Raw genomic sequence first — 17,484 nt, forward strand, 5'->3', positions numbered from 1 at the left:
CGCCGAGGCGAATAAGGTTAAGTTTTTAAGGTTTAATTTTTAAGGTTTAATTCTTAAGGTATTGAATGCTATGAGAATAGACCCTCAACCTTAAAAATTAAAAATTTAACCTTCAACCCTCAACCTTAATCTACCCTAATTACCTCCACCTCCCGCTCAATTAGCAATCTATTGAACGCTTTTAATTCAACTTGTTTTAACTGTTCGTATTTGGCCAATCGCATGTCTATTTGTGCTACAATTTCATTTTTTACTTCTATTGCCTGTTGCGTTGGGCCAAAATTTCCCATACCTACCAGCGAGTTTAAATGTGCCAATTTGTTGTTCAATTTTATGGGATAATTTATGGGGTCTTGCTCGCTTCTGTTTTGGGTTTGATACAAATCATTTTTTAAGGATGATAATTGTTTTTGAATGCTGTCGGCTAACAGTTTTATCGAATCGTTTTTATCAAAATGTTGTTTGCTCATAAAGCTCGAAATCTGACCGCTCAATTCACTCATTTCTTCAATAGCTTTATGCGTTTCATCGAGTTTGTCAACCACCTCTTTTAAGAAGTAATATTTGGCAATATAATCGGCCTCGGTGGCCTCCGAAGTAGGATATGTTTTGATGGTAAATGTTTTTTCTTCTAAATAATCTCCCACCTTTACGCGATAGGTGTAGTTGCCGGGTTTGGCCATAGGACCTCCTGTGTGTGCCCACCACAAAATCATACCTTTAGGCCGTTTGGCATCTTTGTGGTGCATTCCCCAACCAAAATAATTGACACCAGATTTGGTTTTTAGCTCCAAAGTATCATCACCAAAATGCACGTTACTAAACGTTCTTATCACATTCATTTCATCATCCAAAATATCAATCAATAAGGTGTCCTTCGCTGTAAGGCTATCTTTGATAAAAATCACTGCCGTTGTTTCTTGACCATACGTTAGACTCGCTCCTTCGGCAGCAATAAATTGATACTTATTGTTTATGCCTTCTTTTTGAGCTATTTCAACGGCATCCAATTGATCTATTATCCAAAATCCTCTTCCTTGAGTGGACACAATCAAATCATTTTCTTTTAAAGCCAAATCTGTAATGGGTACGATGGGTAGATTAAGCTGAAATGACTGCCAACTTTCTCCCGAATTATACGATACATACATGCCACGCTCCGTGCCACAATAAAGCAAATCTTTTCGTTTTAAATCGGCTCTCACAACTCGCACAAAATGCTCTTTATCAATGCCTTTAGTTATCAATTTTGATTTCTTTCCGTATTCCGAAATTTTGAAAATGTAGGGAGTATTGTCGCCTAACTTGTAGTTTGCAGCCACAATATAGGCCGCTCCTTTTTCAAACGGATCTGTTTCAATACAGTTTATCATCGACCATACGGGTAAATTTTTTGGGGTAATATTTTCCCAGGTTTTACCACCATTTCTGGTTATGTGCAACAGTCCATCATCACTACCTACCCAAAGTACATCTTTTTCTAAAGTTGATTCGGCAGCTGCAAAAATGGTACAATAATATTCCACACCAGTGTTGTCTTGTGTTATGGGGCCACCACTCGAAACCAATTTGGATGAATCATTTCTGGTTAAATCAGGACTGATGATTTCCCAACTTTCACCCTGATTGTAACTCACGTGCACATGGTTTGAAAAGGCATACAGTTTTTTGCCGTCGTGTGGACTAAAAAACAACGGGAAATTCCATTGAAACCGATATTTCATGCCTTCTGCACCGTAGCCAATAGGATTGTCTGGCCACACATTTATGGCACGACTATCTCCCGTTTTGTGGTTTTGCATGGTTAAATAACCGCCATAGCTTCCCGCAAAAACCAGTTCGTCATTGTCGGGGCTAACCGCAATATGTGCCGATTCGCCACCGGCGGTTGACTCCCAATGTCCTGAAATATGATTTACCCGCATGGTGCTGTTGTCTTGCTGGGCACCATATATCCGATATGGAACATGATTGTCGGTTGTAACCCGATAAAATTGCTCGGTTGGTTGATTGTAACAACTACTCCAACTTTGGCCGCCGTTGTAGCTAACCTGCCCTCCTCCGTCGTTTGCAGTAATCATCCGGGCAGCATCGTTTGGGTCTATCCATAAATCATGATGATCGACATGTGGTGTGCTGATGGCTGAAAATGTTTTTCCGCCATCGGCAGATTTTTCAAATCGAACATTCATGGTGTACACGATTTCGGGGTTTTTTGTGTCGCAATATACCCTCGAAAAATACCATGCCCGTTGACGAATTTTACCTTCATCGTTTACTAATTTCCATGTTTTACCTGCATCGATTGATTTATAAAGTCCACCTTTTGTTTTGTGTTCTACCATGGCAAAAACCAGGTTTTTTTGTGCCGCCGATGCCGAAATGGTTATTTTACCCAAAACCCCTTGCGGGAAGCCCTCATTTTTAATCAAACTGTGCCAAGTTTCGCCGCCGTCTGTACTTTTCCAAAGGCCAGAACCATCACCACCACTCGAAAAATCATAAGGTGTTCGCCGCACTTGCCAAGCCGATGCATACACAATTCTAGGATTTAAAGGGTCAATAATTACTTCATTAAATCCAGCCGCGTGATTGCTGAACAATACTTTACCCCACGTTTTGCCACCATCTGTGGTTTTATACAAACCTCGCTCATCACTATCTTTATACAAATCGCCTAAAACTGCTGCAAAAACGATGTTTGCATTGTTTGGGTGCACAGCCAATCGGGTAATATGTCTTCCATTTTTTATACCCGAAAATTGCCAGGTGTTTCCGGCATCTTCACTTTTCCAAACTCCATAGTTAAAAGAAACATTGCCCCGCATGGTTTCTTCTCCCAATCCAACATACAACACGTTGTCATCGCTGGGTGCAATGGCAATGCTGCCAATGCTTCCGCCAAAAAAACCGTCCGAAATATTTTTCCAACTACCACCGCCATTCTCAGTTTTCCAAACCCCGCCTCCGGTGGTACCCATATAGAATAAATCACGGTTTTTTAAATCGCCCACCACGGCCGTTGAGCGTCCGCCTCGATTGGGGCCTAAACTTCGATATTCTAAATTTGAAAAATAGGAGGTATCAACCTGTGCCGAAACAATTAATGTTAATGTTATCAGTAAGTTAGCGTAAAAAAATCGTCTTAAAACTTGCATAGTTCGCTATATAATTTTGCAGTGGGTAGGCCCATTACGTTATAAAAACAACCGTTAATTTTTTCAATTTTAGCCATTCCAAACCATTCTTGAATGCCGTAGGCTCCCGCTTTGTCGAGCGGTTGATATTTTTCGATGTAGTACCATATCTCATCCCGAGTCATTGGGTTAACAAAAACTTCGGTTTCATCAAAAAAGGTTATTGTTTTTTCGTTGTTTCTGAGGCAAATACCCGTGTTTACAATGTGTTGATTGCCCGACAACTTGCATAGCATTTCAAAAGCTTCATCTGTATCGGCAGGTTTATTTAATATTTCATTTTTAAGAATGACTGTGGTATCGGCAGTAATCAGAACAGAATTTTCTAAATTGCCTGCAAAAGCCTCCGATTTGGTTTTGGCAAGATATTGTGCCACCTGTTGAGGAGGCATATCGGGGTCAAAACGCTCATCACAATTTATGGAAACTACACTAAACGATACACCCAGCATTTGCAGCAATTCTGACCTTCTTGGCGATTTGCTTCCCAACAAATAGTTTTTTTGTTTACCAAACATCGGTTCAAATGTAGCCGAAAGTTGAATAGTTCTTTAAATCGAATTCTTTACCTCAGAATTGTGGGTGACCTATGCCTTTTGACATAGGGAAAACAGGGTGGAACTATTCATTGAATCATCTATTTTTGCGGCATGCCTTTAATACTTAAAAAACCGCTTATAATTTTCGATTTGGAAACTACTGGAGTTCATATTTCGAACGACCGGATTATTGATATATTTATGCTCAAAGCCATGCCCGATGGCACTGAAAAAACCTATTATAAAAGGTTAAATCCAGGTATGGCCATTCCCTATGAATCATCGTTGGTGCATGGTATATATGACGATGACGTGGTGGATTGCCCCATGTTTAAAGACATTGCCCATGAATTGAATCAATTTATTGCCGATGCCGATTTTGGAGGATTTAACTCGAACCGATTTGATTTTCCGATGTTGGTAGAAGAATTTTTGAGAGTAGGGATTGAGTTTGATGTAGATAACAGAAAATTTGTGGATGCACAGCGTATTTTTCATTTAAAAGAACCACGCAATTTGGCGGCGGCATATCAGTTTTATTGCAATCAAGAATTGGCAGACGCCCACAATGCCGAGGCTGATGCCACGGCAACTTGGGAGGTAATTAAAGCACAAATCGAAAAGTACGAAGATTTGATTCCAACCGTAGATTATCTGCATGCCTTTAGCGGACAAAACGAATTTGTGGATCTTGCCGGACGCATAAAGCGTGACAAACATGGTCAACCCATTTTTGCTTTTGGCAAACACAAAAACAGAACGGTAGCTCAAGTTTTTAGACAAGAACCGTCATATTTTGACTGGATGATGAACGGTGATTTTGCAGAAAACACCAAAAGGGTTATCACCAAGTTAATGCTTCAACTCAAAACGAAAGTTTCATGAAATTAGGTAACTACATTACCATTTCTGAAATTCTGGATTTGATTGGTTCACATGAAAAAATTGAACTAAACGAAGTGGCTATTGCCAAAACAGAAAAGTGCTTCCAATACATTCAAGCAAAAATTAAACGTTCAGAAAAACCAATTTACGGCATAAATACCGGCTTTGGCTCGCTGTGCAACGAAATAATAAATGAAACAGACCTCGAACAGCTGCAACGCAACTTATTAATGAGTCATGCCTGTGGCATGGGTGCCACGGTGGATGAGGAGATAGTCAAAATCATGTTGGTTTTAAAAGTACTTTCGCTCAGCAAAGGGCATAGCGGGGTGCAGCTGCAAACCATCCAAAAACTGATGGATTTGTATAATCAAAACCATATTCCGGTAGTTTACGAACTTGGTTCATTGGGAGCTTCGGGCGATTTGGCACCTCTGGCTCATTTGTCGTTGCCACTTATAGGTTTGGGCGAAATTTGGAAGGAGGGGGAAAAAGTTTCAGCCCAATTTTTATCCGACTCATCTTATTCACTCAAGGCAAAAGAAGGGTTGGCATTGATAAACGGCACCCAATTTATGGCCGCATTTGGTGTGTTTTGTGTGGGAAATGGCTTAAAACTAATTGAAAAAGCAAATAAAATTGCGGCATTGAGTGCCGATGTATTTGATGCACGATTAGAACCTTTCATGGCTGTTAGTCATGCTATCAGAAATCAAAAAGGTCAGCAAGATTGTGCAGCCGCTATGTTTGAGTTGCTCCACAATAGCCCCATGCAAAAAAAGGAAAAGAAGCATGTGCAGGATGCTTATAGTTTTAGGTGTGTTCCGCAGGTGCATGGAGCCAGTTTAGATGCACTTCGATATGCCGAAGAGATATTTTACAACGAAATAAACGCTGTTACCGACAATCCAAATGTTTTTCCGGATGAAGACCTTGTGCTTTCGGCGGGCAATTTTCATGGACAAACGTTGGCCATTCAGTTGGATGCGGTGGCTATTGCGTTAGCTGAAATAGCAAATATTTCTGAGCGAAGAATTTATAAACTTATATCTGGAGAGCGTGGTTTGCCACCATTTTTGGTGAAAAACGCGGGTTTAAACAGTGGTTTTATGATTCCCCAATATTCGGCAGCAAGCATTGTAAGCCAAAATAAACAATTGTGCACTCCGGCCTCGGTTGATAGCATTGTGAGCAGCAACGGGCAGGAAGACCACGTGAGCATGGGTGCAAACGCTGCCACAAAATGTTATAAAGTGTATCAAAACACACTACGTGTTCTGGCTATTGAGGCTATGGCAGCAGCACAGGCATTGGATTTTAGGCGACCCCAAAAATCTTCAGAAAAATTAGAAGAGCTTTATTTAAGTATTAGAGAAAATACCCCCTTTGTGTCGGAAGATATGGTTATGTATCCGTTGATGCACAAGATGGAGCAATGGCTCAGGAATTAAAAGCTACTTCACCACTTTATTGGCACAGTAAGTGCTGGCAAAGGCATCGGGTTTTGCTTTAAAGGTATATCCCATGCCCATTATATATCCCATGGCTTCTCTAAAAGCCACATTCGACTTAAACTGAGGGTCGGAGTTAATGTCGGCATGCACTTCCAACTCTACGTGATATTTGTCGAAAAGAGGGCACAATAAATAAGCCGTTTCAATAGAGTCCCCCACTTCTTTTATCATCCGTTCTTTGAGGCCCATATTGGCTTTGGTTTTATAGGTGTTTAAGAAAATAAAGCCACCGCGACCTTCGCGTAAAAAAACAATGGCCGTTGCAAATTCTACAATGTCACCTTTTACTTGCGAATCAGTGCCGATGCACACTTTTAAACGATGCAGTTTTTGTTCATTCAAAATGACCTGCTCTACTTCTTCAAACAAAGGTTTTTCCAACAATTGCCCGCTTAGTCTTCGCCATGTTTTCATACTATATTTTTAAGAACTATTTCAAAAGTTGCTTTTTATCATTATCAATAACAACTGTTTTTATAAACAAATTGTGAATTAGGCTTTCTGAGGATAATAAAAATAGAAATTTCTTTGGGGTATGAAAAGCATGTTTTTCCTTTGTCCGGCCTAAGGTTTATGCAATTATCAAAAGAAGAAATTATTGCTGCTTTCGCAGAGCTTGGTTATCGGCTTCGGCCCGAAAACCCTAATATACAGTGGCCAAAGGAACAGGCCTATTTGGCAAACAACTGGTTTACAGATGATAATTTAAACTATTGCCTTGCCAATTGGCAATTGGCTTTGAGTCAAGAAAAGATAGAAACATGGCTTGCCGATGTTATCCCAACACAACATCCAAAAATGGTTGGCATTGTTATGGCCGGCAATATTCCTCTGGTTGGATTGCACGATTTGCTTTGTGTTTTGGCGGCAGGTCATAAGGCAAAAGTAAAACTGAGCAGCAACGATGAGGCCATGATGAAGTTCGTTATCAGAAAACTTGCCGAAATAAATCCAAAGTTTGGAAAATTCATTGTTGTAGCCGAGCAACTAAAAAACATTGATGCAGTAATAGCTACCGGAAGCAACAATACAGCTCGCCATTTTAGCTATTATTTTAGAAATATTCCTGCTTTAATCAGGCACAACCGCACATCGGTAGCGGTTTTGACGGGTAGCGAGACAAGCCAAGATTTGAAGAATTTGGCCAATGATATTTTTCGATATTTTGGGCTTGGATGCCGCAGTGTTACCAAACTTTTTGTTCCGGATAAATACGACATTACCCAGTTTTTGAGAGAAACGGAAGGATATTCGGATCTCATTAATCATAACAAGTACGCCAATAATTATACCTACCACAAGGCCATTTTTTTGATGAATTCCACCCGTCATTTAGACACGGGCTATTTGTTGGTAAAAGAAGATGAACATTTACACTCACCTTTGGCATGCATTTTCTATCAGCGATACATCATGTTGGATGAAGTTAAAAATATGCTAAAAACCCAAGAACAGGATATTCAGGTGGTGGTTTCCAATCATAAAGAAATTGATTCTATACCGTTTGGAACCAGCCAGTTAACCAGTCTAACTGACTATGCCGATGGGGTTGATACATTACAATTTTTAACAAAACTTTAGGAAAATAATCTGAAAATATCCGATTTTGCGGCGGTTGAATGGATAGTAAAATATTATGGAAGCACTGATTTCGACAAACTACTTTTTTGCAGGACAAACCGATTTTTATCGAGGGAAAGTTCGAGATGTTTATACCATTTCTAATGAAATAATGGTAATGATTGCCAGCGACCGAATATCGGCATTCGACCATGTGTTGCCGGCTGCAATACCTTTCAAGGGACAGGTTCTTAATCAAATTGCATCCTTATTTTTGGACGACACAAAACACATTGTTCCAAACTGGAAACTTGCCAACCCCGACCCACACGTAACCATCGGTTTAAAATGCGATGCACTTCCGGTAGAAATGGTGGTAAGAGGCTATCTTTCTGGTCATGCCTGGCGTGTTTATAGAGAGGGTGGCCGTGAACTTTGCGGGGTAAAATTGCCCGAAGGTTTGAGAGAAAATGACAAACTTCCAACCCCAATTATTACCCCAACAACCAAGGCCAAAGCGGGGCATGATGAAGACATTTCGATGGCAGAATTGATAAATCAGAAAATTCTATCAAAAAAGCAGGTTGAACAGTTAGAAGATTATGCCCTGAAATTATTTCAGTTTGGCACCAATCATGCCGAAAAACAGAACTTAATTTTGGTTGACACCAAATACGAATTTGGTGTGTATGACAAAAAAATTCATCTGATAGACGAAATTCATACACCCGATAGTAGCCGATATTTTTATAAAGACACCTATGATGAAATTCAGAAAAAAGATCAAAAACAGCGACAGTTGAGCAAAGAATTTGTGAGGCAGTGGCTTATCGAAAATGGTTTTCAAGGTCTTGAGGGGCAACTTATACCCGAAATGACGAAAGAATTTATCAACAATGTGTCGAACAGATACATAGAGTTGTACGAAAAAATATCGGGTAAGACCTTTGAAAAAAGGAGTTATGAAAACATTGTGCATGAAATTGACAATAGTGTGAATGCTTTTCTCCAAGCTAATAAAGGCAGTTTGTAAATTTCGGGCTAATTTTGGCCACATAATTTTCTATTAAAATCTATAATTGATAAAGAATGAAAAATACATTTTTAACTTTTGCCGCCCTTGCCATTAGTGCAGCTTCCTTTGGTCAAACGGTTACCTCATTTGCAGGTAAAGACAATGTTGACCCCACGAATAACTATACCAATTCCAATTCTACATTAAGTGAAACCTATTTTTACAAACCGGAAGGTATTTGTTGGGATGGAAATGGAAACATGTATGTTACCGAATCCAACAAAATAAGATTAATTATTGGAGACAACATTTACAACCGGAGCGGTAGATTGGGCGATATTTCTTTTTCGCAAAATTATTCAAACGGAGCTTCAACTGCCGCCGGATACTATGCACCAGCATCGGCTGTTTGCGATGCATCTGGCAATGTAATGATTGTGGATGCCGAAAATCATGCTGTAAGAAAATTGACTGCATTCGTAAATATTGGCAATCAGCAAACGGCAAGCACATTTGCAGGAGCACTACCACAAGGAGGTGCTGCCGGATATGGAACTCCGGGTTATAAAGACGCTACAGGTACAAATGCCCTGCTAAACTCGCCAAAAGGAATTGCCATGGATGCAAACGGAAACATGTACGTAACCGATTTTTTAAATGATTGTATCCGAAAAATAACTCCTGCCGGAGTAGTTACAACCCTTGCGGGTCAATCTGGCTCAACAGGAAGTGCTGACGGCAGCGGGGCAAATGCTCGTTTCAATAGTCCTTATGGCATTACTATGTTTGATGCAACAACCTTGATTGTAACTGATTACGGGAACTCTGCGGTAAGAAAAGTGAATATTTCTACTGGAAACACCACCACTATTTGCGGTGGATTGGGATACAAAGACGGAACATTGGCAAATGCTCGATTCAAAAGTCCGAGAGGTGTGGCCGTGGTTGACGGATTGATCTATGTGGCCGATGGAACCACCATTCGGGTGATAGACCAAGCCAACGGAACCGTTAGCACATTTGCAGGTAGCGGAACTGCCGCTGGAAATAGCGACGGCGTGGGTTCTGCTGCAAGATTTACGCAGCTTTACGGATTAGCTTATGATGGCAAAAACGGACTTTATGTTACGGATCATGGTAGTCATCAAATCAAAAAAGTAACCATTGACAACTTAGCTCCGGATGCTGATTTTTCGGTTAGCAAAACAGATATTGAAATTAATCAAGAGACCACACTTACCGATATAAGTGGAGGAAAGCCCGCAACTAAAAGAAAATGGACAGTTACGGCTCTTGATGGAACCACCTCAAACGTGGTGATTGTGCAAGGAGATGTAAATGCCGACAAAGCCATTACCGTTAAATTTTCGGCAACAGGGGTATATAAGGTAACTCTTGAAGTTACAAATGAGTATGGAAGTGATGTGGTAACCAAATCGAACATCAATGTGAGTACCGTTGGTATTGCGGAAGTTCTTGCTTCAGAAAACGTTACCATTTATCCAAATCCGGTTTTAGATAACCAAAATTTGACAGTTCGAGTTGAAAACCGTGATATGGTAAATGCCCAAATAGCATTATTTGATTGTCAAGGTAAGGTAGTTTATCAGACTGACGATATATCTGGTTCAGAAGCACAAATAAGCCTTCCTAAATTGTCAGCAGGAATGTATGTTTTGCTTGTTTCAGACAACGGATTCGTGGCTTCAAAACGTTTGGTTATCGAATAAAAATAAGATTATGACGTAGAAAGGTCGGCATCAGCCGACCTTTTTTTATGGAATGATTTATGTGCACTAATTTTGTATCATAATGTTGCTTAAATGAAAGCTCTAAAAAAAATTTCCTTGTGGCTAATTGTCTTGTTGGTTTTACTTACCGGAGCAGCCGTGGCTTTGCCCATTATTTATAAAAAAGACATAGTTAATTACATAAAACAAGATCTCAACAAAACATTAAATGCCCAAGTGGCTTTTGACGAGGATATTTCAATCAATATTTTTAGGAGTTTTCCCGATTTAACATTAGGTATTAATGACTTTCTGATTGTCGGAAAAGCAGAATTTGACAAGGATACACTGGTATATTCCGACAACATCAAAACCACTGTTGATTTAAAAACACTTTACTATGATAGTAAGTTAAAAATCAAGCATTTATCGCTAAATAATCCATTAGTAAATCTAATTTCTACACCTCAAAAATCGAATTGGGATATTGTTGTTCCGTCAACCGATACGTCAACATCCGAAACAAACATTACTGCCGATTTTGATAAAATATTAATTATTGCCGGAGAGTTGAGATATACCGATACTGCCACAAATACTAAACTAAAAATAAACGGAATAGACGGAAATTTTGCCGGAAATTTTGCCTCAGATACTTTCGATTTAAGTTCAGATTTCGACTGTAAAAGAGCCTATGTGAGTTACGACAACATACCTTATGTAAACAACATTCCACTTAAAGTAGATGCTGTTACGAGCATTAATATTACTGCTGAAAACTATTTGTTTAAACAAAACAATATATGGGTGGGAGATATGCTTCTTACGGGCGATGGAAGCATTGGTTTTGTAGGGGATGACATTGAAATTGATTTAAAATATCAATCGTCAAAAGCCGATTTTCAGCAGTTGTTGAGCCTTGTTCCGGAATATTACAGAAGTGATTTAAACGATTTTAAAACCAGCGGAAATGCAATAGTTTCGGGCACCGTTAGAGGAGTGGTAAGTGATACTTCTCTGCCCGGATACACCTTTAATATGGCTTTGAACAATGGCGAACTCGGCCACAAAAATTTAACGACACCTATTCAAAATGTAAATTTTGTTTTAGATGTCCAAAACCCTGACGGACAGGATAATAGTTTAATCGTAGATTTACAGAAACTTAGTTTTATACACAACAAAGAGCCTTTTGAAGCCAATTTGCTATTAAAAACACCCATGACCGACCCTTATATAAAGGGCAATGCCAAAGGAAAAATCAACCTAAAAGATATTGAAAACATGATGCCTAAAGACCCCAATAGGGTTATGAGCGGTATCCTATCCAGCGATGTAAGTTTTGCCGGGAATTATAGCTCCATCGAAAAAGAGGATTATACAAAATTTAATTCGTCGGGCAAAATTGAGGCCATAAACGTGGTATATAAAGATGAGGATTTGCCTCAAAAAGTAAACATAAGCAAAGGCCAAATCAATTTTACGAACAAAGGCGTAAATCTACCGTTTTTGGATGTAACCACAGCCAAATCGGATGTTTCGTTGCATGGTATTTTTGATAATTTTTTTGGCTATATACTTAAAAATGAAACACTTTCGGGCAATTTGAACGTGAGTTCAAATAATTTAATCGCCGATGAATTTACCGAAGAAACACCTACCGCCGCCAATGATACCGCTACGGATTTGACTATCGAAATACCGGGCAATATTAATATGGACCTGGTTTACGACATCAAAAACCTGAACTACGGAAAATACAATTTCAAAAATCTGGTAGGAAGCAGCAGGGTAGAACAAAATACATTGAAAATAAATCAATTAACTACGGGATTTTTGGGTGGTTTTGTCTCATTTAAAGGGTTTTACAACACCACAAATCCAAACAAACCGCTGGCTGATTTGCAATTGACCGTGCAGAATTTGGGCATCACTGAGGTGTTCAGTCAATTTGAAACCATTCGTTTGTTGGCACCCATTGGCAAGTATGTAAAAGGAAAATTCAACGGAACATTTAGTTTGAATACGAGCCTGTTAAAAGACTTTAGTCCTGATTTAAAAAATATTAACGCTACCGGAGCATTCAATCTTTTCAATTGCGATGTGGAAGGCCTTAAATCAGTCAATGAGTTGGCTAACAAACTGAATTATGAACCAATGAAAAAACCATTTAAAATCAAAGATTTGCTTTTGAGTTTTAAAATAAAGGATGGAAAAATAGAGGTCAATCCGTTTGATTTTCCTATTGGCGAGACACAATTTAATTTGGGAGGATATTCAAAACTCGATTATTCTTTATTTTTTGATGGACTGCTAACGGTGCCAAAAGCACTGTATATGAGCAACGTGTCCACCTATCGAAAATTTATTCCTCAAAATCAATGGGTAAATTTGGATAGCACGGATTTTAAGAATCTTCAATTTGCCGTAAAAATTATTGGAAACTTTACCAATCCAAAGGTTGAATTAAATTTTCAGAATATTAAAAAGAACCTAAAAGACGAAATAAAATCTCGGGTTAGCGATGAAGTAAACAAAAGAACGGAAGAGCTTAAACGTCAAACTCAAGAACAAATAGACAGAGCAAAACAGCAGGCAGATGCTGCAAAACGAGAGGCTGAAGCCCGTGCCAAAGCTGCCGCAGAAGAGCAGAAAAGGAAAATTGAGGAACAGGCAAAAAAGGAACAAGAGGCTGCCAAAAAACGAATAGAAGAGGAGCTAAAAAAGAAACGGGAGGAATTGCTCAAAAAACCTCCGTTTGGTAAATAAATTGGCAGTTGGGGTTTAAAAATTACTGCGTTATTGCCCCATCTTCAATGCTGTATCTACAATCTACCATATATGGCAATTTTTCCATTTGTTCCATTTCGAGGGTTAAAAAGCCAAATTCCTCCATCACTTTGCCGTGTAGCTTGTAAATTCCTTTGCCTCTAAAGGGAAATTTTTTGGCTATGGGCGGAAAATGAACTGTGTCAATCCATTGACCGGAAGGGTCGAGGAAGGTGCCAAAATTCATTGTTTTTCCATCAGAAGTGCGTGTGTTTTTTACAGTCACCAAATAGCCAAATAGGGTTATGCTTTTGTTTATGCAATGTTTCATGTCTTCGGCCAATAGTGGGTTATCTATTTTTTCTTTTAACAACTCAAAAGGAGTTTGCAGCGAAAATCCTAAAAGTTCTATCTCATCAAAAGTGTTTTCTAGCTGGTTTGATGAAAGCTCAGGAATGGTCAAGTTCTTTTGTTCATCAGCAAACAGCAAATTTTGTTTAATCTTTGGTTTTGTGTTGAGTTTTAAGTGAGCCTGCCACAGTAGGTTTCGTTTATTTTTTTTGGTAAATCGAAACGCATTTATCCGAATCAAAATATCTAATTGCTCAATGCCCACCGATATTCGGTTTATAAAATCATCAAGCGATTGAAAAAGTCCATTGGTTCGGCGTTCGTTCACAATTTGATAGGCTAAGTTGCTTTCTAAACCATTCAAAAAATGAAAGCCCAAATAAATATCATTGCCATAAATGGTGGTTTCGTAACTGCTTTTGTTGATATGTGGCGGATGAATAATTCCCCCTTTCATTCGGGCTTCGTGCAGATATATTTCTGACCGATAAAAGCCGCCTCCGTTGTTTATGGTGGCCACCATATATTCCAGCGGATAGTAGTGTTTTAGATACAAACTTTGGTAGCTTTCTATAGCATAACTGGCCGAATGTCCTTTGGCAAAGGCATATCCGGCAAAACTTTCTATTTGTTTCCAAAGTTCGGTGGTTTGTTGTTGGTTGTATCCTTTTTTTAGGCAATTGACAAAAAATGTGTTCTGCACTTTTTGAAACTCTTCCCGAGATCGGAATTTACCACTCATACCTCTTCGCAACACATCGGCTTCGCCCAAATCAAGTCCGGCCACATAATGTGCCACTTTTATCACATCTTCCTGATACACCATTACTCCATAAGTATCTTGCATCAAATCAAGCATTATGGGGTTGGCTTGTTTGCGACGTTCGGGGTTTTTGTGCCTCAAAATATATTCTCGCATCATGCCGCTTTTGGCCACACCGGGTCTAATAATGGAGCTAGCAGCCACCAAACCTAAGTAGGTATCAACTTCCAGTTTTTTTAATAACATACGCATGGCCGGAGATTCTACATAAAAACACCCAATACAATCAGCTCGGCTCACCATTTGGTTGATGTTTTTATCCTCAATAAAGGGTTTTACGTTGTGTATATCAACTAACGGAGCGTCTGGTTTATTTTGTTTTACAATGTGCAAAGCATCTTTTATTTTGCCCAATCCTCGCTGACCTAAAATGTCGTATTTATACAATCCCACATCTTCGGCTATAACCATATCAAATTGGGTGGTGGCAAAGCCTTTGGGTGGCAAATCGGTAGCCGAGAAGTAATGAATGGGTTTTTCTGAAATTAAAATACCTCCGGCGTGTATGCTGAGATGATTGGGCATGCCATACATATATTGGGCATATCGGTGGGTGAGTTGCGATAGTTTGTCGAGGTTTTCGTAGTTGTATTTTCCCGAACTAAGTATGTCTATTTCGTGGTTTGGAAGGCCAAAAACTTTACCCAATTCTCGCACGGCACCGCTGTGTTTAAAGGTATTGTAGGTGGCTAAAAGAGCAGTTTGTCCTTGTTTTCCGAATCTTTCAAAAATATATCGGGTCACATCTTCGCGGTCACGCCAGCTAAAATCAATGTCAAAATCGGGCGGATTGGCTCTATAAAGGTTCATGAAACGTTCAAAATACAAGTCAAGCTCAATGGGGTCCACGTCGGTTATCCCCAACAAATAAGCCACAATGCTGTTGGCTCCGCTGCCTCGCCCCACGTGGTAGTAGCCTTTGTGCTTGGCATAACTCACAATATCCCAGTTTATCAGAAAAAAAGGAACAAAATTCATTTGTTGAATCATATTCAACTCTTTTTCAACCCTCAATTTTATGGTTTCTGTAATGTGTGTGTAGCGGTAAGAAAGCCCGTCATTACACAGTTTTTTGAGCAATTCTAAATCTTGAGGTGCATTGCCACTGTAGTCTTTTTTATTTTGAGATGTTCGTTTATCCGAAAAATCAAAATGGATGCTGCACTCTTCCATTAATTTTTCGGTGTTTTTAACAATAAACGGGTAGTCTTTAAATTTGTCTAAAAGCTTCGTTTTATGAAGCATTATTTCATCTTCGTTGGTTTGTTGGTGGGCATTTAACTTGTGTAGCAGTGTGTTGTTGTCTATGGCTCGTAGCAGCCTATGAATGTTAAAATCGCGTTTGTTTCTAAACGTTACGGGTTGTTGAATTACCAATTTACCCTTTAACCGAAGTATGCCCCAAAAATGAATTTTGGCTAAATCCTGCCATTTTATGCCCACATATTCGTTTGGTTTTAGCAATACATTGGGGTGTTTTAAAATCTGCGAAAGCGGGTATATAACGGCAGCATGTTCAAAATGAGGGGCTTTTCGCTCGGCAGTTGTTTTGTTGTGCGAGTGATATGACAAAAAGCGGTTTAGCTCTAAAAACCCCTCATTGTTTTTGGCAATGCCCACAAACTGTTGCTCTACACCGTTTCTAAAATCAATGCCCACAATGGGTTTTATGCCATATTGCTGAGCTAATCGCACAAAATTTAAGCAAACCGAGGTGTTGTTTATATCTGTGAGGGCAATGCTTTTATACCCACAGTTTTGTGCTTGTTGCAGCAATTCTTCTTCCGAAAAAGTGCCATATCGAAGCGAAAAATAGGTATGGTTGTTAATGAGCATTACTGTGTTCTGTGAGCCAGCACTATGGGTGGTTCTCCATTAAAAGGGTTAAAATCGCTGCCAATGGTTTTTGCCCCAAGTGTGTTTGCCCGCATAATGGTGCGGCTGCCAAATCGGTTGCGAATGGCATCCATGGCATGATACAAATTGGCGGTTTTGGCCACATCATCAAACAACGAAATTTGATAGCTGCCACCGGTTAAATCGCTGTATCGAACGCCCACCAAACGAATCAATAAACGTTTTTCGTAGAGCCGCTCAAACATTTCCAACGTTTTCGGAATCAAAATATGGTCGGCAGATGTATAGGGAATTTTTAACTGTTTGGTGTATGTATTAAAGTCTGAATACCGAATTTTTACGGTAATACACGAGGTTATTTTATTTCCTTTTCGGAGCAGATAGGCCAAGTTTTCGGCCATGGCAGCCACCGTTGTTCGCAGTTTTTGAATGTCGGTAGTGTCTTTGCCAAACGTTCGTTCGTTCGACACCGACTTTCGTTCGTGATATTCAATAATAGGGCGGTTGTCAATGCCGTTGGCTTTTTCCCAGATTACAATTCCGCTTTTGCCAAACACATTTTCCATTGCTTCTATGGGCATTTGTTGGATGTTCCATACTTGTTTTAATCCCAAATTGCACAGCCGCTGAAAAGTTTTTTCGCCTATCATGGGTATTTTTTTTATAGAAAGCGGTGCCAAAAACGTTTTTTCAGTGCCAAAATCTATTTTTAGTTGGTTGTTGGGTTTTGCCTCGTTGGTGGCCACTTTCGAAACGGTTTTGTTGGACGACAAGCCAAAAGAAATGGGCAAACCCGTTTCGCGAGTAATTTTTTGGCGTAGCTCAGAGGCAAATTTGTAGGTGCCAAAAAATTTGTCCATACCCGTCAAGTCGGCGTAAAACTCGTCAACACTGGCTTTTTCAAGCAGCGGCACACTTTCTTTTAAAATGTCAGTCACCATTTTCGAAAATTTGGTGTATGTGCCGGCATTTCCTTTAATCACAATGGCTTCGGGGCAGAGCATTCGAGCCATTTTCATGGGCATACCCGAGTGTGCACCAAAAAACCGAGCTTCATAGCTGGCAGCAGAAACCACGCCTCTATCGCCGGTACCGCCCACCAGTATTGGTTTTCCGTTTAATCTGCTATCGAGCAATCGTTCGCAAGCCACAAAAAACGTGTCCAAATCCATGTGCAAAATATTCCTGCTCATTGTTTGGCAAATGTATTTTGAAGAAAGGATATATTCCAAAAAAGTGGAAAT

11 protein-coding genes are annotated in these 17,484 nt (G+C 39.6%); 6 read left to right on the forward strand and 5 right to left on the reverse strand.

What is annotated here, in order from left to right; translation table 11 throughout:
* Window positions 1–125: 125 nt before the first annotated feature.
* Window positions 126–3,158, reverse strand: a complete 3,033-nt coding sequence (locus H6607_04940; protein MCB9261701.1) for a glycosyl hydrolase — start codon at window positions 3,156–3,158, stop codon at window positions 126–128.
* A complete protein-coding gene (gene maf, locus H6607_04945; protein MCB9261702.1) occupies window positions 3,146–3,715 on the reverse strand; it encodes a septum formation protein Maf in 570 nt (189 codons plus the stop codon). Before maf ends, H6607_04940 begins: the two co-directional genes overlap by 13 nt.
* Before the next feature lie 132 nt (window positions 3,716–3,847).
* Here maf and H6607_04950 point away from each other — a divergent pair, with 132 nt between their 5' ends.
* Both H6607_04950 and hutH read left to right on the forward strand, forming a co-directional pair.
* Entirely contained in the window at window positions 3,848–4,621 is a 774-nt protein-coding gene (locus H6607_04950) for a 3'-5' exonuclease (protein MCB9261703.1), read from the forward strand.
* A complete protein-coding gene (gene hutH / locus H6607_04955; protein ID MCB9261704.1) occupies window positions 4,618–6,072 on the forward strand; it encodes a histidine ammonia-lyase in 1,455 nt (484 codons plus the stop codon). Before H6607_04950 ends, hutH begins: the two co-directional genes overlap by 4 nt.
* A gap of 3 nt (window positions 6,073–6,075) precedes the next feature.
* Here the strand turns inward: hutH and H6607_04960 are convergent, their stop codons facing one another.
* Window positions 6,076–6,549 carry a hypothetical protein gene (locus tag H6607_04960; protein ID MCB9261705.1) on the reverse strand — a complete coding sequence of 158 codons (474 nt, stop codon included), beginning with the start codon at window positions 6,547–6,549 and terminating at the stop codon, window positions 6,076–6,078.
* A gap of 234 nt (window positions 6,550–6,783) precedes the next feature.
* Here H6607_04960 and H6607_04965 point away from each other — a divergent pair, with 234 nt between their 5' ends.
* The 4 genes from H6607_04965 to H6607_04980 all read left to right on the forward strand — a co-directional run bounded on the left by H6607_04965 (window position 6,784) and on the right by H6607_04980 (window position 13,209).
* Window positions 6,784–7,716, forward strand: coding sequence for an acyl-CoA reductase (locus H6607_04965; GenBank protein ID MCB9261706.1), 933 nt, complete (start codon window positions 6,784–6,786; stop codon window positions 7,714–7,716).
* Between the two features lie 55 nt (window positions 7,717–7,771).
* On the forward strand, window positions 7,772–8,728 hold the full coding sequence (locus tag H6607_04970; GenBank protein ID MCB9261707.1) for a phosphoribosylaminoimidazolesuccinocarboxamide synthase: 957 nt from the start codon (window positions 7,772–7,774) through the stop codon (window positions 8,726–8,728).
* Between the two features lie 56 nt (window positions 8,729–8,784).
* Window positions 8,785–10,440: a T9SS type A sorting domain-containing protein gene (locus H6607_04975; GenBank protein ID MCB9261708.1), complete on the forward strand. Its 1,656-nt coding sequence runs from the start codon at window positions 8,785–8,787 to the stop codon at window positions 10,438–10,440.
* Window positions 10,441–10,533: 93 nt separating this feature from the next.
* Window positions 10,534–13,209, forward strand: coding sequence for a hypothetical protein (locus H6607_04980; protein ID MCB9261709.1), 2,676 nt, complete (start codon window positions 10,534–10,536; stop codon window positions 13,207–13,209).
* A gap of 22 nt (window positions 13,210–13,231) precedes the next feature.
* On the opposite strand, the gene H6607_04985 is transcribed toward H6607_04980, so the two are convergent.
* Together H6607_04985 and dinB are read right to left on the reverse strand one after the other, a co-directional pair.
* Entirely contained in the window at window positions 13,232–16,219 is a 2,988-nt protein-coding gene (locus tag H6607_04985) for a DNA polymerase III subunit alpha (protein MCB9261710.1), read from the reverse strand.
* Window positions 16,219–17,433 (reverse strand): DNA polymerase IV, encoded by a 1,215-nt coding sequence (gene dinB / locus H6607_04990; GenBank protein ID MCB9261711.1) that lies wholly within the window; start codon window positions 17,431–17,433, stop codon window positions 16,219–16,221. Before dinB ends, H6607_04985 begins: the two co-directional genes overlap by 1 nt.
* Window positions 17,434–17,484: the final 51 nt, after the last annotated feature.

The sequence above is a fragment of the Flavobacteriales bacterium genome (genome assembly GCA_020635395.1).
GTDB lineage: Bacteria > Bacteroidota > Bacteroidia > NS11-12g > UBA9320 > UBA987.

What these genes read in the sequence shown, in the direction of transcription:
- H6607_04950 (MCB9261703.1), top strand. Translation starts at nt 3,848, where the DNA reads ATGCCTTTAATACTTAAAAAACCGCTTATAATTTTCGATTTGGAAACT.
- H6607_04975 (MCB9261708.1), top strand. Translation starts at nt 8,785, where the DNA reads ATGAAAAATACATTTTTAACTTTTGCCGCCCTTGCCATTAGTGCAGCT.
- H6607_04985 (MCB9261710.1), bottom strand. Translation starts at nt 16,219, where the DNA reads ATGCTCATTAACAACCATACCTATTTTTCGCTTCGATATGGCACTTTT.
- maf (MCB9261702.1), bottom strand. Translation starts at nt 3,715, where the DNA reads ATGTTTGGTAAACAAAAAAACTATTTGTTGGGAAGCAAATCGCCAAGA.
- dinB (MCB9261711.1), bottom strand. Translation starts at nt 17,433, where the DNA reads ATGAGCAGGAATATTTTGCACATGGATTTGGACACGTTTTTTGTGGCT.
- H6607_04980 (MCB9261709.1), top strand. Translation starts at nt 10,534, where the DNA reads ATGAAAGCTCTAAAAAAAATTTCCTTGTGGCTAATTGTCTTGTTGGTT.
- hutH (MCB9261704.1), top strand. Translation starts at nt 4,618, where the DNA reads ATGAAATTAGGTAACTACATTACCATTTCTGAAATTCTGGATTTGATT.
- H6607_04940 (MCB9261701.1), bottom strand. Translation starts at nt 3,158, where the DNA reads ATGCAAGTTTTAAGACGATTTTTTTACGCTAACTTACTGATAACATTA.
- H6607_04970 (MCB9261707.1), top strand. Translation starts at nt 7,772, where the DNA reads ATGGAAGCACTGATTTCGACAAACTACTTTTTTGCAGGACAAACCGAT.
- H6607_04960 (MCB9261705.1), bottom strand. Translation starts at nt 6,549, where the DNA reads ATGAAAACATGGCGAAGACTAAGCGGGCAATTGTTGGAAAAACCTTTG.